At 66.7% G+C, this 25007-nt stretch carries 26 protein-coding genes and 2 tRNA genes; 19 read left to right on the top strand and 9 right to left on the bottom strand.

Annotation, left to right across the window (positions count from 1 at the left end; all coding sequences use genetic code 11):
• Positions 1-2: 2 nt before the first annotated feature.
• A complete protein-coding gene (locus tag C1931_RS18535) occupies positions 3-884 on the bottom strand; it encodes an ankyrin repeat domain-containing protein (RefSeq protein ID WP_234412697.1) in 882 nt (293 codons plus the stop codon).
• A gap of 102 nt (positions 885-986) precedes the next feature.
• On the opposite strand from C1931_RS18535, the gene C1931_RS18530 reads away from it, so the two are divergent.
• The 7 genes from C1931_RS18530 (at position 987) to C1931_RS18500 (ending at position 9056) form a co-directional block, all read left to right on the top strand.
• Positions 987-3356 (top strand): XVIPCD domain-containing protein, encoded by a 2370-nt coding sequence (locus C1931_RS18530; protein WP_234412844.1) that lies wholly within the window; start codon positions 987-989, stop codon positions 3354-3356.
• A 157-nt stretch (positions 3357-3513) separates the two neighbouring features.
• Positions 3514-4989: an anthranilate synthase component I gene (gene trpE, locus C1931_RS18525; RefSeq protein ID WP_108757375.1), complete on the top strand. Its 1476-nt coding sequence runs from the start codon at positions 3514-3516 to the stop codon at positions 4987-4989.
• A 67-nt stretch (positions 4990-5056) separates the two neighbouring features.
• The gene (locus tag C1931_RS18520; RefSeq protein WP_108757374.1) at positions 5057-5836 is read left to right on the top strand and encodes an SIMPL domain-containing protein; all 780 of its coding nucleotides are present in this window, start codon (positions 5057-5059) and stop codon (positions 5834-5836) included.
• Between the two features lie 2 nt (positions 5837-5838).
• Positions 5839-6426, top strand: coding sequence for an aminodeoxychorismate/anthranilate synthase component II (locus tag C1931_RS18515; RefSeq protein ID WP_108754392.1), 588 nt, complete (start codon positions 5839-5841; stop codon positions 6424-6426).
• A 16-nt stretch (positions 6427-6442) separates the two neighbouring features.
• Positions 6443-7474 (top strand): anthranilate phosphoribosyltransferase, encoded by a 1032-nt coding sequence (gene trpD, locus C1931_RS18510; protein ID WP_108754391.1) that lies wholly within the window; start codon positions 6443-6445, stop codon positions 7472-7474.
• Between the two features lie 74 nt (positions 7475-7548).
• A complete protein-coding gene (gene trpC, locus C1931_RS18505) occupies positions 7549-8343 on the top strand; it encodes an indole-3-glycerol phosphate synthase TrpC (RefSeq protein ID WP_108757373.1) in 795 nt (264 codons plus the stop codon).
• Positions 8340-9056: a haloacid dehalogenase-like hydrolase gene (locus C1931_RS18500; RefSeq protein WP_108754389.1), complete on the top strand. Its 717-nt coding sequence runs from the start codon at positions 8340-8342 to the stop codon at positions 9054-9056. The genes trpC and C1931_RS18500 overlap by 4 nt, the downstream gene beginning before the upstream one ends.
• Positions 9057-9149: 93 nt before the next feature.
• Here C1931_RS18500 and C1931_RS18495 read toward each other — a convergent pair whose 3' ends face one another.
• Positions 9150-9911, bottom strand: coding sequence for a sulfite exporter TauE/SafE family protein (locus tag C1931_RS18495; RefSeq protein ID WP_108757372.1), 762 nt, complete (start codon positions 9909-9911; stop codon positions 9150-9152).
• Positions 9912-9987: 76 nt separating this feature from the next.
• Entirely contained in the window at positions 9988-10677 is a 690-nt protein-coding gene (crp, locus tag C1931_RS18490; protein WP_010482649.1) for a cAMP-activated global transcriptional regulator CRP, read from the bottom strand.
• 149 nt (positions 10678-10826) lie between these two features.
• Between crp and speD the strand changes: the two genes are divergently transcribed.
• A complete protein-coding gene (gene speD, locus C1931_RS18485; RefSeq protein WP_006473908.1) occupies positions 10827-11621 on the top strand; it encodes an adenosylmethionine decarboxylase in 795 nt (264 codons plus the stop codon).
• Between the two features lie 166 nt (positions 11622-11787).
• Complete coding sequence (gene sugE / locus C1931_RS18480) at positions 11788-12108, top strand: quaternary ammonium compound efflux SMR transporter SugE (RefSeq protein WP_108751088.1); 321 nt, start codon at positions 11788-11790, stop codon at positions 12106-12108.
• A gap of 118 nt (positions 12109-12226) precedes the next feature.
• On the opposite strand, the gene coq7 is transcribed toward sugE, so the two are convergent.
• A complete protein-coding gene (gene coq7, locus C1931_RS18475) occupies positions 12227-12871 on the bottom strand; it encodes a 2-polyprenyl-3-methyl-6-methoxy-1,4-benzoquinone monooxygenase (RefSeq protein ID WP_108754387.1) in 645 nt (214 codons plus the stop codon).
• 196 nt (positions 12872-13067) lie between these two features.
• Between coq7 and rplM the strand changes: the two genes are divergently transcribed.
• Positions 13068-13496 carry a 50S ribosomal protein L13 gene (gene rplM / locus C1931_RS18470; protein WP_005414692.1) on the top strand — a complete coding sequence of 143 codons (429 nt, stop codon included), beginning with the start codon at positions 13068-13070 and terminating at the stop codon, positions 13494-13496.
• Positions 13497-13498: 2 nt separating this feature from the next.
• Positions 13499-13891: a 30S ribosomal protein S9 gene (gene rpsI, locus C1931_RS18465; RefSeq protein WP_005411311.1), complete on the top strand. Its 393-nt coding sequence runs from the start codon at positions 13499-13501 to the stop codon at positions 13889-13891.
• 188 nt (positions 13892-14079) lie between these two features.
• Here the strand turns inward: rpsI and C1931_RS18460 are convergent.
• Both C1931_RS18460 and C1931_RS18455 read right to left on the bottom strand, forming a co-directional pair.
• A tRNA-Gln gene (locus C1931_RS18460) sits at positions 14080-14154 on the bottom strand.
• A 52-nt stretch (positions 14155-14206) separates the two neighbouring features.
• Positions 14207-14283, bottom strand: a tRNA-Met gene (locus C1931_RS18455).
• 121 nt (positions 14284-14404) lie between these two features.
• Between C1931_RS18455 and C1931_RS18450 the strand changes: the two genes are divergently transcribed.
• The 3 genes from C1931_RS18450 to bfr all read left to right on the top strand — a co-directional run bounded on the left by C1931_RS18450 (position 14405) and on the right by bfr (position 15952).
• On the top strand, positions 14405-15025 hold the full coding sequence (locus C1931_RS18450; RefSeq protein ID WP_108751086.1) for an RNA pyrophosphohydrolase: 621 nt from the start codon (positions 14405-14407) through the stop codon (positions 15023-15025).
• Positions 15026-15133: 108 nt separating this feature from the next.
• Positions 15134-15340, top strand: coding sequence for a (2Fe-2S)-binding protein (locus C1931_RS18445; protein ID WP_057497541.1), 207 nt, complete (start codon positions 15134-15136; stop codon positions 15338-15340).
• A 141-nt stretch (positions 15341-15481) separates the two neighbouring features.
• The gene (gene bfr, locus C1931_RS18440) at positions 15482-15952 is read left to right on the top strand and encodes a bacterioferritin (RefSeq protein WP_108754386.1); all 471 of its coding nucleotides are present in this window, start codon (positions 15482-15484) and stop codon (positions 15950-15952) included.
• 149 nt (positions 15953-16101) lie between these two features.
• Here bfr and C1931_RS18435 read toward each other — a convergent pair whose 3' ends face one another.
• Genes C1931_RS18435 through C1931_RS18425 form a run of 3 tightly spaced genes read right to left on the bottom strand, consistent with a single transcriptional unit; the run spans position 16102 to position 20876 of the window.
• Complete coding sequence (locus tag C1931_RS18435) at positions 16102-18315, bottom strand: hybrid sensor histidine kinase/response regulator (RefSeq protein WP_108757371.1); 2214 nt, start codon at positions 18313-18315, stop codon at positions 16102-16104.
• Positions 18316-20214 carry an EAL domain-containing protein gene (locus C1931_RS18430; protein WP_108757370.1) on the bottom strand — a complete coding sequence of 633 codons (1899 nt, stop codon included), beginning with the start codon at positions 20212-20214 and terminating at the stop codon, positions 18316-18318.
• A 44-nt stretch (positions 20215-20258) separates the two neighbouring features.
• Positions 20259-20876: a DUF4126 domain-containing protein gene (locus tag C1931_RS18425; protein WP_108757369.1), complete on the bottom strand. Its 618-nt coding sequence runs from the start codon at positions 20874-20876 to the stop codon at positions 20259-20261.
• Between the two features lie 178 nt (positions 20877-21054).
• On the opposite strand from C1931_RS18425, the gene C1931_RS18420 reads away from it, so the two are divergent.
• The 5 genes from C1931_RS18420 (at position 21055) to ampE (ending at position 24665) form a co-directional block, all read left to right on the top strand.
• Positions 21055-21798: a DUF6776 family protein gene (locus C1931_RS18420; RefSeq protein WP_108757368.1), complete on the top strand. Its 744-nt coding sequence runs from the start codon at positions 21055-21057 to the stop codon at positions 21796-21798.
• 4 nt (positions 21799-21802) lie between these two features.
• The gene (locus C1931_RS18415; RefSeq protein WP_108757367.1) at positions 21803-22270 is read left to right on the top strand and encodes a polymer-forming cytoskeletal protein; all 468 of its coding nucleotides are present in this window, start codon (positions 21803-21805) and stop codon (positions 22268-22270) included.
• A gap of 31 nt (positions 22271-22301) precedes the next feature.
• Positions 22302-22694 carry an iron-sulfur cluster insertion protein ErpA gene (gene erpA, locus C1931_RS18410; protein WP_108747525.1) on the top strand — a complete coding sequence of 131 codons (393 nt, stop codon included), beginning with the start codon at positions 22302-22304 and terminating at the stop codon, positions 22692-22694.
• A gap of 66 nt (positions 22695-22760) precedes the next feature.
• The gene (gene nudC, locus C1931_RS18405) at positions 22761-23666 is read left to right on the top strand and encodes an NAD(+) diphosphatase (RefSeq protein ID WP_108757366.1); all 906 of its coding nucleotides are present in this window, start codon (positions 22761-22763) and stop codon (positions 23664-23666) included.
• A gap of 111 nt (positions 23667-23777) precedes the next feature.
• The gene (ampE, locus tag C1931_RS18400; RefSeq protein WP_108757365.1) at positions 23778-24665 is read left to right on the top strand and encodes a regulatory signaling modulator protein AmpE; all 888 of its coding nucleotides are present in this window, start codon (positions 23778-23780) and stop codon (positions 24663-24665) included.
• Positions 24666-25007: the final 342 nt, after the last annotated feature.

Genomic DNA, 25007 nt, shown 5'->3' with positions numbered 1-25007 from the left:
CCTTACAGAAGTGGGATGTCTTCCTCCCTGCTCGGGAAATTGAAGGCCTCCCGCTTCCTGCGGATGTGCTCGGGCATCGGCGGGCGTGGGATGTTGCGGTCAGCCAACCATTGCTGGCACTTCTTCTGCCACGGCAGGTTGTCGGGCGTGGTGATTTCCCAGTAGATGTCTTCGACCATCAGCTGACGGGCAGTCTTACCCGATCCTTCCTGTACAGGCTGGGAGATGGTGGGATCTGCACCGTGCTCCAGCAGCCAGTAGGCATAGTCGAACCCACCTCTTCCTGTGTACCAGCTCAGGACGGTGTCGCTCCCAAGGCTCTTCAAGTTGGATTCGTTTATGTCGGCCCCGTTCTCGACCAGAACTTGCACGTTCTTCCACTGATTTCCGCTGAGAAACGCCTGCAGCAGCAACGTCTCATTGTTGATGTTCCGCGTATTGGGATCGCCACCGTGTTTCAGTAGAAGATCCAGATAACGCGGGTCGTCCATCTTTGCCGCGTAGACCATCGCGTTGTCGAAGTTGATCAACTCCCCGTTCATCTCCTTCGACTCGCGGGCGTTGGGGTCTGCACCGGCATCGAGCAAGGCTTTCAGTCCCTCGATGCTGCGGGCTCGCAGCGGCCATGCGATCAGGGGAATTCCGTCGCGCGATGAAAACGTCTTGTCCGGGTCGACGCCCTCGTCTTTGACAAGGTGACGTATGGCATCGGAGTCGCCGCCTTCGGCGGCAATCGCCAGCTGTAAAGCCTTGCCTTCAAAGTAACCCTCAGCGTCATGGGCAGAAGTTGCCGTGGTCGCAGAGCACCCCGTTGCAAGAAAAAGTGTGATCCATGCCGCGCCTGCGAGGAATCTTGTCGTCAAATTGTGAAGAGTGACGTTCATTTTTCCCTTTTGGTCCGTTCCTGGCGTGACAGTAGCAAAGGGTTCTGGTAATCCATAGTTACCGCAGAACAAGCGGCATTTCAAAGTGCAATGGAGTTTGCCATGAGCGATCAGGACAATGAGGTGCGCGGCCGCGTAGTCCGTGAGCAGAACTTGCTCGTCCAGCAGTTGCGCGATAGTGGAAATGAAGGTGAGGCAGATCGTCTAAAAGAAACGTACCACGCTCGCGAAATGTCGGGGCTGGCGGCCGATGTGTACCAGTCTGCGAAGCATGAAGGGACCCCGCCAGCAGGATGGACGCGCGCAAGCAGCGATCCAGCTGCACTTCGCAAGGCTGGGTTTGATATCTCCGACGCTGACCTCAAAGAGCTGTTGGAGCCCACGCGTTCGGGGTTCCGGGCAGAAATATATCTTCCCGACAAGCATGTTCTGGGCGAGGACGCCAAGCCGGTAATCGTCTACAAAGGCTCCACCGGTGAAATTGTTGATCCGTCTTCACCTGATGGCCGCCGCCAGTCCGGGAGCGAGGACTTCCTCAACAACGGTCAGCAGGGTATCGGCATGCGCAGCGATTACTATGATCGCGCCATGCGCCTTGCATCTGTCATGAATCAGCAGATCCCGGGCGGCTTCGAAATAGCCGGCCACTCTCTCGGCGGCGGCATGGCCTCCGCCGCTTCCGCCGTCACCGGCGCGCGCGCCACGACCTTCAACGCCGCTGGCCTGCATCCGGCAACCGCATCGCGTTACGCCAAGGACAACGGCCTGCCGACGTTCGACACCGGGCAGACCGTGCACACCTACCAGACCACGGGTGAGGTGCTGAATGATGTGCAGAACGGCATGCACCGCCTGAGCGAGCATCAGCGCCGCGGCTATGGTGTGCTCGCCAACGAGCTGGGCATGGTGCTGAAGGACCCGGTCATGCAGAAGGTTGTCGGTGAGCAGCTGCGCGAGAGTCTGCCGCCGGGCGCGCAGACCGCCGCTGCACAGTTCATCGAACAGCTGGCGACCCAGCCGGGTCAGCAGGCGCTGCGTGATATTCCGCTTGCGGCAGGGCGTCTTGAGCTGCTGCTGGAGCCAAAGACGCGCGATGCGCAGGGCGCGCTGATTGATCGCCCGCAGGTGGCCGCGCCCAGCCAGGTGGCCGAACTGGCGGGCCCGCTGTCCACCGTGCTGCACGCCACGGCACATGGCATGCGCAACGGTCGCTTGATCGGCGAGCAGGTGGAAAAGGCAGGCGCTGTCACTGCCCATGTGCTGGACAGAACCGGCGATGGCGTCGAGCGCGTGCTGAAGACCGAAGGCATGGCCATCGGCCAGGTGGTGAACATGGGCTCGGCCAGCCTGCAGGTGGGGACGCGCGCGGCAAGCACGGTGATTGCTTCCGGGCGTGAACTGACCGGCAGCATCGAAGCCACGGTGCATCGCGTGCAGTCGCAGGCCGGCGCCCGTGGGCTGTCCGCGCTGTCGTGGGTAGCGGGCAGCGTGGGCATGGACAACGTGGCCGACAGGCTGTCCCGGCAGGGCGACGCCATTCGTGATCTCGGCGAGCAACGTGCGCAGCACGCGAAAAAGCAGGCCCATGCCGAAGCTGTGGGCGCTCGCGCGACGGGCGAGCGCGTGGCCGCCGCCATCAACCATGATGGGCAGTGGGTGGCGGGCAAGCTGCAGAACGGCTTTGCCACGGCCGGTGCCCATGTGGAACGTGGCTACGATCTGGTGGCATCCCACATGAGGGGCATTACCGCGACCGCACCGGTTGCCCTGGCCACCGTTGGCGGGGCAAAAGCTGGCCTTGAGGCGGCCGCCGCCACGCATCTGCCCAGCGGAAACCTGCCAATGGTCGCGGTGAAGCTGCACAACCTGGACCAGTCCGCCCGCGTGATTCGTGGCATCGGGGCAGCCTTCGGCGAGGCGACCGCCCGCCACGGCATGGACCCGACCGTAATCCCCAGCCTGGATTCCGCGCTGATCACGCAGGAGGCCGCCGCGCGCAAGCTGATCGAACAACAGCCGGGCATCGTGCCTGCCGCGGGTGGCCGGACCACGGGACCCAGCGCGCAGGCGATCGGCATCGATCACCCCTCCCATGTGGCCAATCCGCTGTTCCTCGGCGCCCAGTCCGGCGTCCACGCCCTGGACCGGGCCCACAACCGCGTGCCCGACCTGCAAAGCGACCAGCTGGCCGGCGCGCTGGCGGCCCAGGCCAAGCGCGAAGGGCTCGAGACCATTTCCCATGTGGTCCTCAGCGACGACCGCGCCCGGGCCTTCGCCGTCGATACCGCCGACCTCAATGCCCCGCACCGGCGCCATGCCCATGTGGAGGTGGCCCAGGGCATGGCCCAGCCCCTCAGCGTCAGCACGGCCCAGGTCGATGCCGTCACGGCCAGCCGGTCCGCGTCTGTGGAGGCCGGTCTGGCCCAGCAGCAGGTGCAGGAGTCGCAGGAACTTGCGCGACGCATGGGCTAGGGCCGCAGGGTTTCCCTGCCGCCGAACCTGCGCTACAGTCAACGGGTGTCCAGCCTGACGACCCCGCATACCCTTTCTTCCGCACGCCGTTGGTGGCGATGGTGGCCCGTTGCCGTCGTCCGCCCCCATAACGCTGTGTCCCGGAAGGAAAGTCGTCTTGAACTCGCACGCTCAGTTTCAGCAGCAGGCCGCTGAAGGCCACACCCATATCCCCGTTGTCCGCGAAGTGCTGTCCGACCTGGACACGCCGCTTTCGGTCTATCTGAAGCTCGCCGACGGCCCCAATACCTACCTGTTTGAATCCGTCGAAGGCGGCGAGCGCTTTGGTCGTTACTCGATCATCGGCCTGCCGGCACGCCGCGTGTACGCCTTCCACGGCCACACCCTGACCGTGCGCGAGGATGGCCAGGTGGTGGATACCCGCGAGGTGGCCGACCCCTTCGCCGAGGTCGAGGCGCTGCGCAGCGCCCACTCGGTGCCCAAGCTGGACGGCCTGCCGGGCTTCACCGGTGGCCTGGTCGGCTGGTTCGGCTTTGAATGCATCGGCTACATCGAACCGCGCCTGGCCCCGCCGGCCGGCCGTGATGAGCTGGGCACGCCGGACATCCTGCTGCTGGATTCCAACGAACTGGCGGTGTTCGACAACCTGAAGGGCCGGCTGTACCTGATCGTGCATGCCGACCCGCGGGTCGACGGCGCGTTCGAGCAGGCGCAGGCGCGCCTGGATGCGCTGACCACCAAGCTGCGCGCACCGGGCGCGGGCTACCCGGCACCGCTGAACAGCGATGTGCTGGACGAGTCCGATTTCGTTTCCGGTTTCACCCGCGAAGGCTTCGTCGATGCGGTCCAGCGCAGCAAGGAGTACATCCGCGCCGGTGACATCTTCCAGGTAGTGCTGAGCCAGCGCTTGAGCGTGCCGTTCAAGGCGCGCCCGGTGGATGTGTACCGCGCGCTGCGTGCGCTGAACCCGTCGCCGTACATGTATTTCCTGGATGTGGGCGACCTGCAGGTGGTCGGTTCGTCGCCGGAAATCCTGGTGCGCCTGAAGGATGGCGAAGTGACCGTGCGCCCGATCGCCGGCACCCGCCCGCGCGGGGCCACCGTCGAACAGGACCTGGCGCTGGAAGCCGAGCTGCTGGCCGATCCGAAGGAACGCGCCGAGCACCTGATGCTGATCGACCTGGGCCGCAATGATGCTGGCCGTGTTTCGAAGGCCGGCACCGTGGAAGTGGGCGAGCAGTTCGTGATCGAACGCTACAGCCACGTCATGCACATCGTCAGCGAAGTGACCGGCCAGCTGCAGCCGGGCCTGAGCTACGCCGACGTGCTGCGTGCCACCTTCCCGGCCGGCACTGTCAGCGGCGCGCCGAAGATCCGCGCGCTGGAAGTGATCCGCGAACTGGAACCGATCAAGCGCAATGTCTACGCCGGCAGCATCGGCTACATCGGCTGGCACGGCGATGCCGATACCGCGATCGCGATCCGCACCGCGGTCATCAAGGATGGCCGCCTGTACGTGCAGGCCGGCGCCGGCATCGTCTACGACTCGGACCCGGACAAGGAATGGGACGAGACGATGAACAAGGGCCGTGCGCTGTTCCGCGCCGTCGCCCAGGCCGCCAAGGGCCTGTGAGTTTCCCCGTGCCGTGGCCTGCGCCGCGGCACCTTCCGCTGTTCCGACCCAAGACAAGGAGTACCGCATGAAGCTGCTGAGCGCATTGCTGTGGTCGTCGCTGCTGGCCACGATGGCCCCGTCCGCGTGGGCGCAGGCCAATACCATTCCCTCGCAGCCGCATCTGCTGGTGAAGGGGCAGGGCACCCGCACGGTGATGCCCGACCGCTTCGGCCTGCAGTTGAACATCGAAGAGACCGACATGGACGCCGATGCGGCGCGCCGCCGCGTGCAGGACAACGTGGCGCGCGCGCTGGCGCTGTTCAAGCAGCACAAGGCGGTGGACGGCAGCGTGCGCGCGGACAACCTGCGCATCGGCCCCGCCACGCGCTATGAGGACAGCCGACAGGTGTTCATTGGTACCCGCGTGTCGCGCCAGCTGCGTGCCAGCTTTGCCAGCGTGAAGCAGATGCAGGACGTGCTGGCCGCGCTGAAAGCCAACGAGCATGTACAGGTCAGCAGCATGGCCCCGACCTACTCGGGCGAGGTTGCACTGCGCCGCGCGCTGAAGACTGAAGCAGCGGCCCAGACCCGTGAATCGGCGCAGGGCCTGGCCAAGGCCTATGGAACGTCGCTGCGCGGCCTGTACAGCATTTCCGATGTGGCACCGGATTTCGCCTACGGCATCCAGGCCGGGCAGTGGCCCCAGCTGGACGAGGATGGCCAGAACCTGGACCGGATCTCGGTGACCGGCAGTCACGGCTACGCCGCAGCGCCTGAGCCCGGCACGCGCGAATCCATCGAAGCCGGCCCCATCACCTACACCGAAAGCGTGTACGCCATTTTCCTGATAAGCGACGGAACCTGACCATGTTGTGGATGATCGACAACTACGACAGCTTCACCTACAACCTCGTGCAGTACCTGCAGACGCTGGGCGCCGAAGTGAAGGTGGTGCGCAACGATGCGATGAGCGTGGACGAGATCGCCGCGCAGAAACCCGAGCGCATCGTCATTTCGCCCGGCCCGTGCACGCCCAATGAAGCAGGCGTGTCGCTGGAGCTGATCCAGCGGCTGGGCCCGACCACGCCGATCCTCGGCGTGTGCCTGGGCCACCAGAGCATCGGCCAGGTCTACGGCGGCACGGTCATCCGCGCCGGCAACATCATGCACGGCAAGACCTCGCCCATCCGCCATGAAGGCAAGGGCGTGTTTGCCGGGCTGCCGGACCGCTACCAGGCCACCCGCTACCACTCGCTGGTGGTGGACAAGACCAGCCTGCCCGACGCGCTGGAAGTGACCGCCTGGACCGAGAACGAGGACGGCTCGATCGAAGAGATCATGGGCCTGCGCCATCGCCAGTTCCCGGTGGAAGGCGTGCAGTTCCACCCCGAATCCATCCTCACCGAACACGGCCACGCCCTGCTGCGCAATTTCCTGCAGCGCCCGGCGGCCTGATCCAAGGAGCATTCCGATGAGCTTCTCCCCCCAGGAAGCCCTGCAACGCACCATCGAACACCGCGAAATCTTCTTCGACGAAATGGTCGACCTGATGCGGCAGATCATGCGCGGCGATGTCTCGCCGATGATGACCGCCGCCATCCTCACCGGCCTGCGGGTGAAGAAGGAAACCATCGACGAGATCGCTGCGGCCGCCACGGTCATGCGCGAATTCGCGCTGGCGGTGCCGGTGGCCGATACCACCCACCTGGTCGATATCGTCGGCACCGGTGGCGATGGTTCGCACACCTTCAACATTTCCACCTGCGCGATGTTCGTGGCGGCCGCCGCCGGCGCGCGCGTGGCCAAGCACGGCAACCGCAGCGTGTCGTCCAAGTCCGGCAGCGCCGATGCGGTGGAAGCGCTGGGCGCGGCCATCGAGCTGCAGCCGGCGCAGGTGGCCGCGGCGATCGAGCAGACCGGCATCGGCTTCATGTTCGCGCCGATCCATCACCCGTCGATGAAGGTGGTCGCGCCGGTCCGCCGCGAGATGGGCGTGCGCACCATCTTCAACATCCTCGGCCCGCTGACCAACCCGGCCAGCGCACCGTCGGTGCTGATGGGCGTGTTCCATCCCGATCTGGTGGGTATCCAGGCGCGCGTGCTGCGCGAGCTGGGCACCGAGCGCGCCATGGTGGTCTGGGGCCGCGACAACATGGACGAGATCTCGCTGGGCGCCGGCACCCTGGTGGGCGAGCTGCGCGACGGCAAGGTGCGCGAATACGAGATCCACCCCGAAGACTTCGGCATTGCCATGTCGGCCAGCCGCAACCTGCGCGTGGACAGCCCGGAGCAGTCGATCCAGATGCTGCGCGCGGTGCTGGACAACCAGGCCGGCCCGGCGCTGGACATCGTGGCGCTCAATGCCGGCGCAGCGCTGTACGTGGCCGGCGTGGCCAGCGACATCGGCGACGGCCTGGCCCGTGCCCGTGCCGCCATCGCCGACGGCAGTGCCCGCCAGCGCCTGCAGCAGTACGTTGATACCACCCGCGCGCTGGTTGCCTGAGCGCGCGGTTCAGCCTGACCCACCCGATGGCCGATAATGGCCGTCCTCACCGCCCCAGTACTGAAGCGACGACGATGAGCGACATCCTGCAGACGATCCTGGCCCGCAAGGCCGAAGAAGTGGCCCAGCGCCGCGCCCAGCGCCCGCTGGAGGCGCTGCAGGCGGCCGTGGCCAGTGCCCCCCCGGTGCGCGGATTCGTGCGCGCGCTGCAGGCGGCGGTGGCCAACGGCGACCCGGCGGTGATTGCCGAGGTGAAGAAGGCCAGCCCGTCCAAGGGCGTGATCCGCCCCGACTTCCGCCCGGCCGACATCGCCGTCAGCTACGAGTTCGGCGGCGCCAGCTGCCTGTCGGTGCTGACCGACGTGGACTTCTTCCAGGGCGCCGATGCCTACCTGCAGCAGGCCCGCGAAGCCTGCACGCTGCCGGTGCTGCGCAAGGACTTCGTGATCGACGCCTACCAGGTGTACGAGGCCCGTGTGCTGGGCGCCGACTGCATCCTGCTGATCGTGGCCGCGCTGGACGACACCCAGCTGGCCACCCTGTCCGAACTGGCGCTGTCGCTGGGCATGGACGTGCTGGTGGAAGTGCACGACATCGACGAACTGGAGCGCGCCCTGCAGGTGCCGGCGCCGATGATCGGCATCAACAACCGCAACCTGCGCACCTTCGAGGTCTCGCTGCAGACCACCCTGGACATGCAGCAGGCGGTGCCGCGCGACCGCCTGCTGGTGACCGAGAGCGGCATCCTGGGCCCGCAGGACGTGGCCCTGATGCGCGACGCCGGCATCCATGCGTTCCTGGTGGGCGAGGCCTTCATGCGCGTGGAAGAGCCGGGTGAGGGCCTGCGTCAGCTATTCTTCGGGGCATGACAACGCACTATCCAACGCCGCGCGAGGATGCGCCGCTGGTCGTTTTCGACTTCGACCACACTCTCTACGACGGTGATTCGGGCACCCACCTGTTCGCCTCGCTGATCAAGCGCAATCCGCTGCGCATGCTGGCCGCGCTGCTGGTCACGCCGATCGCCGGGCCGCTGGTGGCGATGCTGCCGACCCGCCGTACCGGCATTTCGGTCTACGTGTGGATCGGCAGTTTTGGCCTGCATCGGGCGCGCGAGTTCAACCGGGTGATCGACGCCTACGTGATCCGCAACGAGCAGCAGATGCGCGCCAAGCTGCTGCCGCAGGCGCTGGAAGTATTCGCCGCACACCGCGCCAAGGGCGACCGGGTAGTGGTGGCCACCGGCGCACCGCCGGAGCTGGCCCGTGCCATCCTGGCCTTCGTGGCGCACCAGGATGTGCCGGTGATCGGCACCGAAGTGGGCCCGCGCCTGGGCGGGGTCGGCCCGACCCGACACTGCCACAACGAAGAAAAGATGCGCATGCTGCGCGAGCGCGGCTATGGCGACATCGACATCGCCTATTCGGACAGCACCGCCGACCTGCCGCTGCTGCTGGCCGCCAAGGCGCCGGTGGTGGTGAACCCGAAGCGCTCCAAGGTCGACTTCTTCCGCAGCGTGCTGCCCGCCGGTACCCGCATCCTCAACTGGGGCTGCGTCGACCGCGGCGGCGACAAGGCCTGACCCGGGGTCAGATCCCCGCAGGGGCTCTGACCCCATCGCACGGTGAATGATCCGCCGGGCATGGCCCGGCGCTACCGGAACAGGCGCGGGCCGTCAGCGCCCCAGATAACCGCCCAGCGCGTGGCCGATCTGGAACAGGCTGATGCCCAGCACCAGCACGCCCACCGCCACCAGCACCCAGCGTTCCTTCACCCGCTTGACCAGGATCGCCGCCACCGGCGCGGCCATCATGCCGCCGATCAACAGGCCGGCGACGATCTGCAGGTGCTGCAGGCCCATCGACAGCAGGAAGGTGGCCGAAATAGTCACCGTCACCACGAATTCGGCGGCATTGACCGTGCCGATGGTGGTGCGCGCCTGGCCGCCGCGGGCCAGCAGGGTGGACGTGGCCACCGGGCCCCAGCCACCGCCGCCGCTGGCGTCCAGCAGGCCGGCGAAGAAGCCCAGCACCGGAACCCGACGGATCTCGCCCCGGGGCATCCAGCGCCCGGCTGCACGCGCCAGGATGAGGATGGCCAGCACCAGCAGGTACAGGTAGATGAGCGGGCGGATGATGTCGCCCGGCAGTTGGGTCAGCACATAGGCGCCCACCGCGCCGCCCAGGGCACCGGGCAGGGCCAGACGGAAGAACAGGCGTTTATCGACATTGCCGGCGACCAGATGCGACACGCCGGACGCGCCGGTGGTGAACACTTCGGCGGTGTGGATAGCGGCGCTGGCCTGCGCCGGCGGGATGCCCATGGCCAGCAGCACCGACGATGACACCAGGCCAAAGGCCATGCCCAGCGCACCATCGACCAGCTGTGCGCCCAGGCCGATGAGGATGAACCACCAGAATTCGCTGCTCAGTTCCATGCACCGAGCCTAGCGGATGCGCATGTGCGGGGCGTGCGATGGTGTGCGGACCAAGGTCCGCACCCACCGGGCGTGCTCAACGGGTGCCGTACAGCACCACGGTCTTGCCGCGGGCATGCAGCAGGCCGTCGGTCTGCAGCTTCTTCAGCACGCGGCCGGCCATTTCACGCGAGCAGCCGACCAGGCGGGCCAGTTCCTGGCGCGAAACGCGCAGCTGGCTGCCCTGCGGGTGGCTCATTGCTTCCGGTTCCTGGGCCAGATCGTGCAGGGTGCGCACGATGCGGTCGGTCACGTCCAGGAACGCCAGGCGGCTGGCCTTGCGGCTGGTATCGAGCAGGCGCTTGGAGATCTGCTGGCCCAGCGCGTACAGCAGGCGCGGGGCGTCGGCCGACAGCGGGCCCAGGAACAGCTGGTGCAGGCGTTCGTAGCTGATCTCGGCCAGTTCACAGGCCGTGCGGGTGCGCAGGATCACCTCGCGGCGGTCCGATTCCACGAACAGGCCCATTTCGCCCACGAACTCGCCGGCACCGAAGTAGCCCAGCACCAGTTCGCGGTCGTCGTCCTCCTCGGCCATGATCGAGACAGAGCCGCTGATGACGTAATACAGCGTTCCCGCCGGGTCCCCGGGGCGGAAAACGTCGGTACGGGTGGGGTAACGCCGCCGATGGCTGTGCGCCAAGAAGCGATCGATGGTGGCGATATCCAAGGCCAATGGGCTGCTAGCTAGGCGCACGGTTGACACGATAGGGGCGCTCCCTCTGCGCATGAACGGATTCACGGGTTCGATGGCGGAGCTTAACCAGCGCACCTGTTAAGGGCAAATAGTGTGCCAGATGCGTGAGCCCTTCACGTTCCCCCGGCGGGCAGTTTGCCCCATAATTCCCCCTTTCCCATCTCACACAGGAATCGACCGCCGTGGTCAAGCCGTTGCCTCGCCTGAGGTTGCAGGGTTTCAACAACCTCACCAAGGCGCTGAGCTTCAACATCTATGACGTGTGTTACGCGCGCACCGAAGAGGAGCGTCAGCGTTACATTGAATACATCGATGAAGAGTACAACGCCGACAGGCTGACTCAAATCTTGACCGATGTCGCCGAGATCATCGGCGCGAACATCCTGAACGTGGCCCGCCAGGACTACGATCCGCAGGGTGCCTCGGTGACCATCCTGATCTCCGAAGAACCGGTGATCGACAAGAAGCAGGCCGGCAAGGAGCTGATCTCCGACGCCGTGGTCGCGCACATGGACAAGTCGCACATCACCGTGCACACCTATCCGGAAACGCACCCGCAGGAAGGCATCGCCACCTTCCGCGCCGACATCGACGTGGCTACCTGTGGCGTCATTTCGCCGCTGAAGGCGTTGAACTACCTGATCGAGAGCCTGGAATCGGACATCGTGATCATGGACTACCGCGTCCGTGGCTTCACCCGCGATGTGAAGGGCAAGAAGCACTACATCGATCACAAGATCAACTCGATCCAGAACTTCCTGGCCAAGAACATCAAGTCGCGTTACGAGATGTTCGACGTCAACGTCTACCAGGAAAACATCTTCCACACGAAGATGCACCTGAAGGACTTCGACCTGGACCAGTACCTGTTCGAGGAAAAGGCCAAGAACCTGTCGTTCAAGGAACGCATGAAGATCGAAGCGCTGCTCAAGCGCGAGATCGAAGAGCTGTTCCACGGCCGCAATCTGTCCGAGTAACACCCGTGCGCGATGCCCCTTGGCATCGCCCACCCAGGCGGGACGACCCGCCCCGTGGAACCGAATGCTGCGCAATCAGTGGTTCCACGGCGATGTACCGACCTACGGCCCGGTGTGAAAACACCGGGCCGTTTCGTTTTTGTTCAACAAGGTAAGGACCCCACCCATGCCCTGGATCTATCTGCTGCTGGCCGGCCTGTTCGAAATCGGCTTCGCCATTGGAATGAAGTACTCCGAAGGCTTCAGCAAGCCCCTGCCCACCGCCGCCACCGTCGTCTCGGCGCTGATCAGCCTGTACCTGATGAGCCAGGCGATGAAGAGCATTCCGGTGGGCACGGCCTACGCCATCTGGACCGGTATCGGCGCGCTGGGCGTGGCGGTGCTGGGCATCTTCCTGTTCAACGACAGCGCCTCGCCGGCGCGGCTGGGCTGCGTGGCCCTGATCGTGGCCGGCGTGATCGGCCTGAAGCTGGTGTCGCCCAATTGATTGACGGGGTCGGATCCCTTTTCCACGGGAAAAGGGCTCTGACCCCATCATGGATCACGGACCGTCAGGGGTCAGAGCCCTTTCCCCTTGGGAAAGGGATCCGACCCCGGCGGGTTCCCTACAGCCGGTAGGCGATGGTCTTCATCACCTTCGATGCCAGCGCCATCGCGCCTGGAATCGGGAACGGCAGGCGGCGGGCGCCGGCCTGTTCGGCGTGCTCGGCGTGCCGGGCTTCGTCTTCCTTCATCACCTGGATGACCGCGCGGCTGCGCAGGTCGCCCGGCGGCAGGTCCACCAGGTGCTCGTCCAAGTGGGCTTCCACCTGGCGCTCGGTTTCCACCACGAAGCCCAGGTTCCAGCCATCACCGCGCAACCCGGCCAGGGTGCCGATGGTGTAGCTGCCGGCGTACCACAGCGGATTGAACAGGCTGGGCCGGCTGTCCAGCTCGCCCAGGCGGGTGGCGCACCAGGCCAGGTGGTCGGTCTCTTCCTGCGCCGCTTCCAGCAGGTGTTCGCGGGTGGCCGGGTCGCGGGCCACGGCGGCCTGTCCGAAGTACAGGCCCTGCGCGCAGACCTCGCCCACGTGGTTGATGCGCATCAGGCCGGCGGCATGGCGCCGCTGTGCGCGGTCCATGCCCGGTTCGTCGGTGTCCGCGGCCGGGTAGGGGCGGGCGGCCGGCGGGTTGCCGAACACCGTGTCCAGGGCGCGCTGCGCCTCGGTCAGCAGGTGGTCCAGCGGGGTGGTCTGGCGGAGCGCGGTCATGGCAGCACGGGTGGGGCGGGGAGACCTGCGATTCTCGCCCGGCGCCCGGGCCCTGCCAACCCAGGGCAGGGGGCGCTTGCACCGGGCAGGCCGGGTGCGTACAATCCCGCCTCTTACGCTTCACCTTTTCACAACGCGTGGCAGAGTTCCGGCGAGCCTTTCGCCGCAATGAGCCCGACCTAACCTAGAGTTCTTCATGAGCACTTTCACTGCCAAGAACGAGACCGTCCAGCGCGACTGGTACCTCGTCGACGCCGAGGGCAAGACCCTGGGCCGTCTCGCCACCGAGCTGGCCCGCCGTCTGCGCGGCAAGCACAAGCCGGTCTACACCCCCCACGTTGATACCGGCGACTACCTGGTCGTCATCAATGCAGAAAAGATTGCCGTCACCGGCAAGAAGCTGCAGGACAAGATGTATCACCGTTTCACCGGCTACATCGGCAACCTGAAGACCGAATCCCTGGCACAGGCGCTGGAGCGCCACCCGGAGCGCGTGATCGAGATCGCCGTGAAGGGCATGCTGCCGAAGGGCCCGCTGGGTCGCCAGATGTACCGCAAGCTCAAGGTCTACGCCGGCACTGAGCATCCGCACGCCGCACAGCAGCCGCAGGTTCTGGATATCTAATCATGGCTATCACTCAAAACTACGGCACTGGCCGCCGCAAGTCCTCCACCGCTCGCGTGTTCCTGCGCAAGGGTTCGGGCAACATCACCGTCAATGGCCGTCCGCTGGACGAGTTCTTCGGTCGTGAGACCGCGCGCATGATCGTGCGCCAGCCGCTCGAGCTGACCAAGAACACCGAAAGCTTCGACATCCTGGTCACCGCCGCTGGCGGCGGCACCACCGGCCAGGCCGGTGCGATCCGTCTGGGCATCGCCCGTGCACTGGTCGAGTACGACGAAACCCTGAAGTCCGAGCTGCGCAAGGCTGGCTTCATGACCCGTGACGCCCGTGAAGTCGAGCGTAAGAAGGTCGGTCTGCACAAGGCCCGTCGCGCCACCCAGTTCTCCAAGCGCTGATCCACTGCGCCTGGTTGGGCTCCTTCGGGAGCCCGCTGGTTGGAAACGCAAAAGCCCGGCTTCGGCCGGGCTTTTGTCGTTCTGGGGATTGGGGATCGGATCCTTTTCCGCAGGAAAAGGCGTTGACCCCCCAGTGATGCGCACACAAAGAAAAAGGCCAGATCTTTCGATCTGGCCTTTCTTGAATTTGGCTGCCCCGGATGGATTCGAACCACCGAATGCCTGAGTCAGAGTCAGGTGCCTTACCGCTTGGCGACGGGGCAATGTCGCGAACTGCTATTCTCACATTTTTCACATTGAAAAACAACTTCAATGTGGTGGCTATGGGTGGACTCGAACCACCGACCCCAGCATTATGAGTGCTGTGCTCTAACCGGCTGAGCTACATAGCCTTGGTGAGCCCGCTATTCTGCGCATGTGTACTGGGCCTGTCAACACCTTTGTAACGTGCTTGTGGCCTGACAGGCGTCATGGGATAGTCCCAGCCAGTAGATTTTCTTAGGAGTCCGCATCGTGATCGATCCGGACGGCTATCGACCGAACGTCGGCATTGTGCTGATGCGGCAGGACGGGCAGGTATTCTGGGCACGACGTGTGCGCCGGGATGGCTGGCAGTTCCCGCAGGGCGGAATGAACACCGACGAGACCCCCGTCGAAGCCATGTATCGTGAACTGCAGGAAGAAACCGGACTGCTGCCCGAGCACGTGGAAGTGCTGGGCGCGACACCGGGCTGGCTGCGCTACAAGCTGCCGGCGCGGGCCATCCGCCGCAATGAACGGCAGGTCTGCATCGGCCAGAAGCAGGTCTGGTTCCTGCTGCGCCTGACCGGCGATGAATCGCACGTGCGCTTGGACCACACCGACTCCCCCGAGTTCGACCACTGGCGCTGGGTCGATTTCTGGTACCCGGTGGAACACGTGGTCATGTTCAAGCGTGGCGTCTATGCCCGTGCCCTGCGCCATCTGGCGCCGCTCGCACGCGGGGTGGCGGGGCAGGGGGTCACCTCCATGCCCAAGAGCGCGGCCGAGGCCTGGATGCCCGGCCAGGCTGCCGGCCATGACCGCCCACGCAAGCGCCCGCGCAGCCGCGGGTACTGGCCAAAAAAGGCCCAGGGTGACGGTCCGGCCACCTAGTGGCCTGAACGGTAGCGAGAATGGTTCAGGTCATTGATTGACAACCATTCTCGTTTGCATTGGAATAGCGACCAGGCCGCTTCCGGCCTGTCAGCCTGGTTCCTGCCCGTGTACGTCTGCATCTGCAATGGTGTTACCGACCACCAGATCCGTGAAGCCGCCTCGCAGGGCGTCACGTCGGTGGGCGAGCTGACCATGCGTACCGGTTGCGGCGCCACCTGCGGTTCCTGCCTGGACATGGCCGGCGACCTGCTGGCCAAGGCGCTGGCCACGCACGACCTGCCGCTGCCCGTGCTGGGCCTGCAGGCGGCCTGATCCGCCTTCGCGCGGCATTGACGCCGCGCCCACTTCTGCTTCGCTGCTGGCTGCACTGGCCAATGCGCACGATTCGCGTTCCTTCACGCTCGCGCGCAAGGGGTTACAGTGCCCGCGTTTTCAGCGTGCAGGAGCATCCCCATGAAGGGCGACACCAAGGTCATCGAATTCCTCAACAAGGTCCTCTACAACGAGCTGACCGCGATCAACCAGTACTTCCTGCACGCCAAGATGCTCAAGAACTGGGGCATCAAGGAACTGGCCGAGCATGAGTACAAGGAATCGATCGACGAGATGAAGCATGCCGACATGCTGGCCGACCGCATCCTGTTCCTGGAAGGTCTGCCGAACTTCCAGGCACTGGGCAAGCTGCGCATTGGCGAAAACCCGACCGAGATCCTGCAGTGCGACCTGTCGCTGGAACGCGACGGCGTGGTCACCCTGCGCGACGCCGTGGCCTATGCCGATTCGGTCGGTGACTACGTCAGCCGCCAGCTGTTCGTGAAGATCCTGGATTCGGAAGAAGAGCACATCGACTGGCTGGAAACCCAGCTGGACCTGATCGAGCGCATCGGCGAGCCGAAGTACCTGCTGAGCAAGCTGGAAGAGTGATGTAACCCGCAGCGTAGAGTCGAGCTTGCTCGACTGCTCTACCCGCGGTTTGTAGAGTCGAGCTTGCTCGACTGTTTTTGCCTGAAGCAGTCGAGCAAGCTCGACTCTACCGAGGGGCCACGGCAGTCGAGCAAGCTCGACTCTACCGGTTACCGTTGCTGCCCCAGATAGCCGGTCAGCGCCACGCGCGCACGGGCGAATTCAGCCACCAGCAGCGCCACCGCCACGGCGGGGCGCTGCAGCGTGCCGCCGCGGGCTTCGCGCTCGATGCGCGTGGCCACGGCCGACAGCGACAGCGCACCCACATTCGCGCTGGATGATTTGAGGCTGTGCGACAGTGCCTGCAGGCGCTCGATGTCTTCGCCCTGTGCGGCCTGCTGCAACTGCTGCACCAGCAGCGGCGCATCTTCCAGGAATACGGCCACGATCTGCAGCGCGGCCGGACCGATCACGCTCTGCAGTTCTTCCAGCACGCTGCGGTCGAGCACCGGCTGCGGCTGAGTGTCTTTGTCGGGCGCTGGTAGAGTCGAGCTTGCTCGACTGTCGCCATGCTTATCGCAGTCGAGCAAGCTCGACTCTACGGGGGGCGGGCAGTCGAGCAAGCTCGACTCTACCGGGGCGGGTGCGCCGCCCCAGCGCTGCAGCAGCGTGTGCAGGGCTTCGCGGTCGATCGGCTTGGACAGGTAATCATCCATGCCCGCCTGCAGGCAGCGCTCGCGATCGCCGGCCATGGCGTTGGCGGTCATCGCGATGATCGGCAGGCGGGCCTGGCCGGTCTGCGCTTCTTCATGCCGCCAGTGGCGGGTGGCGCTGTAGCCGTCCAGCACCGGCATCTGGCAATCCATCAGCACCACGTCGATGCCACCGGCGCGCATGGCCGCCAGCGCCTGTTCGCCGTCGGCCGCATTGCGTACCTGGCACTGGAAGACCTTCAGCAGCTGCTCGGCCACCATGCGGTTCACCGCGTTGTCTTCCACCAGCAGTACCTGCAGCCCCAGCGCAGGCAGCGTGGGCAGCGGCGCGCCGGCGTCGGCCGCCAGCAGCGGGGCGGGCCGCGCACTGGCCATGGGCGCGCCCAGCAGGGTGTGCAGGGCGGCGTCGGTGAAGGCGGCGGGCAGCTGCTGCTGGCGCGGCCGCGCGGGCGCGGCGTCATCCTGCAGCCACAGCACCTGCAGCGCGTCGTCGTCGCCGCGCTCGGCCAGGGCCCGTTGCAGCGTGGCCTCGCCCTGGCGGCGCTGGCGTGCATCCACCAGCAGCCATGCCGGCGCCGGCTGGCCGGGCCGCGGCGCACTTCGCAGGCGCTGCACCAGTGCCTCCAGATCGGACAGCGCCTGCGCCTGCAGGCCGTGGTGCACGGCAATGCGTTCCACCCGGGCCTGCAGCAGCGGGTCGGCGCTGTACAGCAGCAGCGCGGCCGGGCCGCGGGTCGATGCCGGCAGGTCGCCGGGCACCTTCAACAGCGGGATCTCGAACCAGAACGTGGCGCCATGGCCGGGCGTGGACTGCACGCCGATCTGGCCGTGCATCAGGTCGATGATGCGCTTGCAGATGGCCAGGCCCAGGCCGGTGCCGCCATACAGGCGGGTGGTCGACGCATCGGCCTGGCTGAAGGACTGGAACAGACGCGCCTGCAGCGCCTGGTCGATGCCGATGCCGGTATCGATCACGTCAAACCGCAGCTGGTGTTGGGCCGGGCCTTCGCCCAGCCGCTGCACGCGCAGCTGCACGTGGCCGCGCGCGGTGAACTTGATGGCATTGGCCAGCAGGTTGCTGAGCACCTGGCGCAGCCGCACCGGATCGCCACGCACCGACAGGCGCACCGCTGGGTCCAGCTGCAGGCTTACGGAAAGCCCCTTCGATTCGGCGGCGCGCTGCATCAGCTGCACCACGCCATCGAGCAGTTCGCGCAGATTGAACGTGGTGATTTCCAGTTCCAGCGCCTGCGCTTCCAGCCGCGAGTAATCCAGGATGTCATCGACGATGCGCAGCAGCTGCTGCGAACTGGCCGATGCGGTGGCCAGCATCTGCCGCTGGTCCTCGCCCAGCGGCCCACGCGCGATCAGTTCCAGCATCGGCAGGATGCCGTTGAGCGGGGTGCGGATTTCGTGGCTCATGGTGGCCAGGAATTCACCCTTGGCCAGCACCGCGGCTTCGGCGGCCTGCTTGGCCTGCAGCAGCTGGTGTTCCAGCTGCCCCTGGCGTTCGGTGGTGCGCCGCAGCTGGTCGCGTTCGCTGGCCAGCACGGTGCGTTCGCGCTGGCTGGCAGCCAGTTGCCGGCCGCGCGCCCGCAGGCGCAGGCCCAGCACTGCCAGAGCCACGGCGGCCAGGCACAGCGCCGCCAGCAGCGCGACCGTCAGCGGCACTCAGAGCACCGCGTTCTGGAAGTCGAAGTTCAGGTCGCTGCCGGCCGACTGCACCATGTTGCCCTGGATGTAATCGACACCGCCCACCCACATGGCCGCCGCGGCCTGCGGGTCTTCGATCTGCTGGCCGATGATCTGCAGGCCAGCGGCATGCGCCTGTTCGATCGCACGGCGCAGTTCCTCGCGCGTGCCCGGGTTGGAATGGCTGCTGGAAAAACGCGCGGCCATGCGCACGAAGGCCAGCGGCAGCTGGGTCAGCAGGGCATCGGCTTCGCTGCCGGGTTCGAACTGGCTCAGGCAGAAGCGCACGCCGGCGCTGGCCATGCGCTGGCAGAACTGCTGCAGCGGCACCGTGTGGATGAGCGCATCGGGCAGGCGCACGTCGATCACCAGCGCACTGCCCGGCAGGTCGCGCTGCTGCAGCGATTCCAGCAGCCAATCGGCGAAGGCATCGCGCTGCAGGGTGCGCAGCGACTGCGAGACGAACAGGTTCAACGGGTGGGTGGCGTGGCGGTATAGATCCAGCAGGCCCATGGCATGTTCCAGCACCTGCTGGTCCAGGTCGGCAATGCGCCCGGCCGCTTCGGCAGCGGGAATCACCTGGCCGGCAGTCAGCACGGTGCCGTCTTCCTGGCGCAGGCGCAGCAGCAGCTGGTACTGCGCACTGCCGCCACCGGCCACCGCCACGATCGGCTGGTAGGCCAGTTCCAGCTGGCCTTCCAGCAAGGCCAGGTGCTCTTCCTCGTTCACCGTGGGGCGGTGCACGTGGCCGGCCACGCCGGAGCTGAGCAGTCGTGCCTGCAGGGTGGTGCGTTCCACCGCTTCCAGTGCGCTGGTGGCATCGTCGAAGCCGGGCGACAGCGGCGCATAGCCGACCACGCCGCGCAGATGCACCGATTCGTCGTCGCGGATCACGAAGGCGCGCGCGGACAGCTGTTCGCGCAGGTTGGCGGCCAGGGTTTCCAGATGGTCTTCGTGGGCATCGCGGGCCAGCAGCAGGAAGCTGTTGTCGTTCAGGCGCGCCAGCAGATGCGGATGGCCTGCTTCGGCCAGACGCTGCCCGGCCTGCACCATCAGCCGTTCGAATGCGGCGTAGCCATAGCGTTCGCGCAGGCCCAGCGCGCTGGAAATCTCGATGAAGAACACGCCGCCATGGCCGTGGTGGGCCAGGCTGGCGCTCAGCTGCTGCAGCACGTGGTGGCGGGTGGGCAGGCCGGTTTCCGGGTTGCTGGTGGCCGGTGCACCGTTGGCGCCGGGCAGGGTGGCGGCCTGCGCACGGGCGCGGCGGATGCGGTTGGCCACGGCAGCAATCAGGTGGCGCGGCCGGATCGGCTTGCTCAGGTAGTCGTCGGCGCCGCAGTCCAGCACTTCGAACTGACGTTCCGGGTCCGGATCGCCGCTGAGGAACACGATCGGCAGCAGCTGCATGCCCGGCTGCTGGCGGATCATCGCGGTCAGCCGCATGCCATCCACGCCCGGCAGGTGCAGGTCCATCAGGATCAGGTCGGGGCGCTGTTCGCGGATCGCCTGCGGTACGGCATCCGGGTCGCCCAGCACCACCGCCTGCATGCCGGCGCCGTGCAGCACGCTCTGTGCGAACAGGGCCTGCGCGCGGTCGTCTTCGACGATCAGCACGCGATATGGCGAATCGGCCGGGGGCGGTGCGGCGTCGCTGTTGCCGGCTTCGCCCTGCGGCGGCGGGAACGGCAGCGGCGGCGGTGCCGGCAGCTCGCTGCCAGCGGCGTGTTCGGTAGTGGCCTGCACCAGGCTCAGGGGCGCCGGAGCGGCCACCGCCACGGCAGGCGCGGCGTCGGGCGTGGCCCAGCGCTGCCAGTGGTCGGCAGGTGGGGTTTCAGCGCGTCCTTGGCGGGCGCCCGCGGGAAATTCATTTGCGGCCATGGGGGCTCCTGATGTTCACGGCCATTATGCGGCAAGGCCAGCCGTCATCCTGCGCGGGCGGGCCCGCTGCCGGCGCTGCCGCCAGCACGGGCAAGCCAGCGCACGCCGTTCCACAGCGTGCGCCACACCAGCCACACCAGCAGGGCACCGGCCAGGCTGCAGGCCAGCGCCACGATCAACGCGATCCACGGGTGGGCCAGGGCAAGCGCGAGGCCGCCGATCACCACGGTGTCTTCGGCGGCCGAGGCAATCCAGTTGCTGGCCGGTTCCGGCGAGGTGTTCAACAGGGCGCGGGTGCCGGCCTTCAGGCCATGGCTGGCCAGGGCCACGCCGGCGCCGGCCACCAGCGCACCGGTGCCCAGATCGCCGTCGGGCGACAGCGTGGCGGCGGCCAGGAAGGCGCCCGCCGGCACACGGGCCAGGGTCTGCAGCAGGTCCCAGATCGAATCGACGCCGGGGATCTTGTCGGCGACGAATTCGGCCGCGGCCAGCGCCGCCGAGGTGCCCAGCACCCACCATGATTCGGTGGCCTGCAGCGCAGGGGGCAGGTCCACCCAGCCCAGCAGGCCGGCCAGGCCAACGCCAAACACGGTGAGGTAGACGCGGATGCCGGCCAGCCAGGCCAGCAGGATGCCGATCACGAACAGGTGGGCTTCGGTCATGGCGGACTCCGGCGGCGGAACTGTGCGGGGTGCCACACTATCGGCGATGGCGTGCCTGAACACCACTGGCCGCTGGCGGCCGCCCCCGGGGAAACCCGCCGTTCCTGACTTACACTAGCCCGTCGTTTGCCACAGGGGCCGTGACGGTGTTGCCAATGCGATGCCCCGGAGACTACCCATGAACAACCGCCCTCCCATGCGTGTGCAGGTTCGCCTGCCGGGTGCATCACAACCGCCGCTCGATCGCCGTCGCCTGCTGATACTGGCCGGTATCTGGCTGCTGAGCCTGGTGCTGGCCGTGCTGGGTGGCTGCTGGCTGGGCGCGCCGCGCGATGCCCAGGGCCAGCGCCTGCAGGCCGCCGAAAAGCGCGCCGAGACCCTGCAGGCCCAGTTGACCGAGGTGCGCCAGAAGCAGGCCACCCTGGAAGCGTCGGACCGGATCAGTCGCGCGGCCAACACCGAGGTGCAGTCGTCGCTGGCCGAGCGCGATGAAGAGATCGCCGGGCTGCGCGCCGACGTGGCGTTCTACGAGCGCCTGGTGGGTTCCACCAGCCAGCGCAAGGGCCTGAACACCCATTCCATCGAGTTCAGCCCGGAATCGGCCGGCACCTGGCAGTACACCGCCGTGCTGACCCAGAACCTCAACCGTGGCGCGATCAGCCAGGGGCAGATGCGCTTCACGGTGGAAGGTGTGAAGAACGGCAAGCTGGCCACGATCAGCTGGGATGAGCTGCACCAGCGCAACAAGGTACCGGGGCAGGATTACTCGTTCCGGTACTTCCAGCAGCTCAGCGGCAGCGTCATGCTGCCGACAGACTTCACCCCGCAACGCGTGCGGGTGACATTGGGTGGGGGTGCGGGGGGCACGACCCAGGTATTTGACTGGAAACAGGCCGGTGCACCGGCCAGCAATGGGGAGTAGGCAGATGTTCGGAAACAGCAAGTCGAGCCGTGATGGCCAGCTGGTGGTGGATGCCCTGATCGGCAACCAGGTGGTGATCCGTGGTGATGTGGAATTCAGTGGGGGCCTGTATGTGGAAGGCCGCATCCACGGCAAGGTGATCGCCCAGGAAGGCGCCAGCGGTGCCACCCTGACGGTGGCCGAGCATGGCGTGATCGAAGGGGAGATCCGCGCCCAGGTGGTGGTCATCAGCGGCCGCATGGATGGCGACGTGCATGCCACCGAGAAGGTGGAACTGACCCCCAGCGCCCGGGTGAACGGCAACGTGCATTACCAGGTGGTGGAAATGAACGCCGGCGCGCAGCTGAACGGCCGCCTGATCCACGCCAGCAGCCCGGTTGCCGCGCTGCCCGCCCCGGAAGGCGAGGAGACCGCCGGCAAGGGCAAGGGCGGCGATGCCGCGCGTCGCAAGCTGGCCGAGGCCATGGCTTGAAAGCCACGCCCGGCGCCCCCATGCTGGGGCCATGAGCACGCTAGTTTCCCTGCCCGGCGCCACGCCGGCCGCCGCTCCCGACTACCAGTCGCTGGAGCGGCCGCTGAACTTCACCGAATCCGCTGCGGCCAAGGTGAAGGAACTGATCCAGGACGAGGGCAACCCCGACCTGGCCCTGCGCGTGTACATCGAAGGCGGTGGCTGTTCCGGCTTCCAGTACGGCTTCGAGTTCGACGAGAACCGCGCCGAGGATGATCTGGCGGTACAGACCAGCGGGGTTACCCTGCTGGTCGATCCGCTCAGCCTGCAGTACCTGATGGGCGCCGAGGTGGATTACACCGAGAGCCTGACCGGTGCGCAGTTCGTGATCCGCAACCCGAACGCGAAGACCACCTGCGGCTGCGGCAGCAGCTTCAGCATGTAACCACCGGCACGCGCGGCGGGTAACGCCGACCTTGCCACCTGCGGCGAATGGCGGCAGGCTTGTGGAATGCTTACGACTCCTTCGCCGCTTTCCGGTTTCGCCTTCGTGGACGAACCGCTGGAGCGCGCCGATGCCCTGCGCGCCGATGCCGATGCACTGGCGCGCCTGTGGCCGGATGCGCGCATTCTTGTGCTGGACCAGGACGGCACGGCCTTCACCGATGAGGATGACCAGCCCCTGGCGCTGACCGGCGCCGCACTGGGCGGCGGGCCGGGTGCGGCGATCTTCCTTGGCCTGCGCGAGGGCCAGGCGTGGTTCGGCGTGGATGCCGCGCAGGTCAGCGTGACCGCGCCGCGGCGGCTGGACCTGCGACAGGCGGCGTTGTTGTGGACGGTGGCCGATGCCACGGCCTTCAGCTACGCGCGCGGCATGTCGTACTGGCAGTCGCGCACGCGCTTCTGCGGTGTCTGCGGCAGTGCGGTGGCCTTCGCCCGCGGTGGCTTCGTCGGCCGTTGCCCGCAGTGCGCCACCGAACACTACCCACGGGTGGACCCGGCGGTGATCGTGGCCGTGGAAAACCAGGGCCGGCTGCTGCTGGGTCGGCAGGCCAACTGGGCGCCGCGCCGCTATTCGGTGCTGGCCGGGTTCGTCGAGCCGGGCGAAACGTTTGAACAGACCGTGGCCCGTGAAGTGCACGAGGAGAGCAAGGTGCGGGTGATCGCCGCGCAGTACCTGGGCTCGCAGCCGTGGCCGTTCCCCGGCGCGCTGATGGTTGGCTTCCGCGCGCAGGCGCACGACGATGTGCCCACCGTGGATGGCGAGCTGGAGGATGCGCGCTGGTTCACGGTCGATGAAGTGGGCGCGGCACTGGCGCGCGACGTGGAAGACGACGGCCAGGGCATCCGTCTTTCGCCGCCGATCTCGATCTCGCGTGGCCTGATCGAACACTGGTACCGACAGCAGCGCGGCTGAGCATTGCCGCCACCTGAACACGCGACGGGTTACAGTGGAATCCGTCGCTGAAGGCGCGGCTGCGGCAGGTAAGGTAGCGGCGCCGAACGCTTGTTCATCGGGAGACCCGCCATGTTCACCACCCTGGTTGCCGTGCTGGTGGCGCTGGCCCTGGGCCATGTTGCCCCGGCCGCTGCCGCTTCACTGCGCCGTTTCGAGGGTTTCCGGCGTTGGCTGGGCTGGTTGGACGCGCATGGCGGGCGGGCCTGGCAGGGGCCGGTCGGGGTGGTGGTGGCATTGCTGCCGCCGCTGCTGCTGATGGGGCTGCTGGTGTGGCTGCTGAGCGGGGTGCTGTTCGGGCTGCCCGCGCTGTTGCTGGGCGTGGCGGTGCTGGCCTGGTGCTGGGGTCCGCGCGATCTGGACCGTGATGTTGAAGCGGTGATCGATGCCGACGAGGCCAGTGCCCGCCAGGCGGCGGTGCGGCACCTGCAGGCCGCTGGTGGCAGCCTGCGCGAGGATGTTCCGTCGCTGGTGGAAGCGACCGTGTTGAATGCACTGCGGCGCTGGTTCGCGGTGCTGTTCTGGTTCCTGTTGCTGGGCCCGGTCGGGGCGTTGGCCTACCGACTGTTGGCGCTGATGGCCGAGAGCCCGATGCGGGCGCGGGTGCCGGTGGAACCGCTGGCCTTGGCGCAGCGCGTGCTGTCGTGGATTGAGTGGCCGGTGGCCCAACTGATGGCGTTTTCGATGGCGCTGGTGGGCAACTTCGATACCGCGTGGAAGGCCTGGCGGCAGGCCCATGGCGAGCGGCTGGCCGGCGGCATCGGTTTCCTGGGCGCGGTGGCGCGTGCCAGCGTGAACGCGGAGCTGCGCGAGGACGCGCACGATTACACCGAAGCGGGGCTGTTGCCGGTGTGGCAGCGGCTGCCGGACCTGCGCGATGCGATGAGTCTGGTGTGGCGCATGCTGCTGCTGTGGCTGGCGGTGCTGGCCCTGCTGGTGATTGCCGGCTGGGTAACGTAGGTGTTCGGGCAGGGCTTGCAGCCCTGCACCCCTGTAGAGTCGAGCCATGCTCGACTGAAGCAACGTCAACGTCAAAAGCTGGGTATCCGCGGGATGGCGGGGCGGTGTGGGTGGGCAGGACACGCCGTAAACCCGTCCATGGGGGCTCGTAGGCGCCATCCATGGCGCCTGCGGTCCTGCCCACCCACACCGCCCCGCCTCTGACAATTCCCCGCGGCTGTGGGTATCGACGACTGTTCGAACGCCCGGCTGTTGGTAGGTGTCGACCTTGGTCGACACAGTAGATCCACGCCATGCGTGGATACCGAGCGCAGCGACCCGCTGTGGCTTTTGATCTTCTTT

This window comes from Stenotrophomonas sp. YAU14A_MKIMI4_1 (genome assembly GCF_003086855.1).
GTDB lineage: Bacteria > Pseudomonadota > Gammaproteobacteria > Xanthomonadales > Xanthomonadaceae > Stenotrophomonas.
The sequence above is the reverse complement of the archived record's forward strand: the minus strand, read 5'-3'. Positions and strand labels throughout refer to the sequence as shown.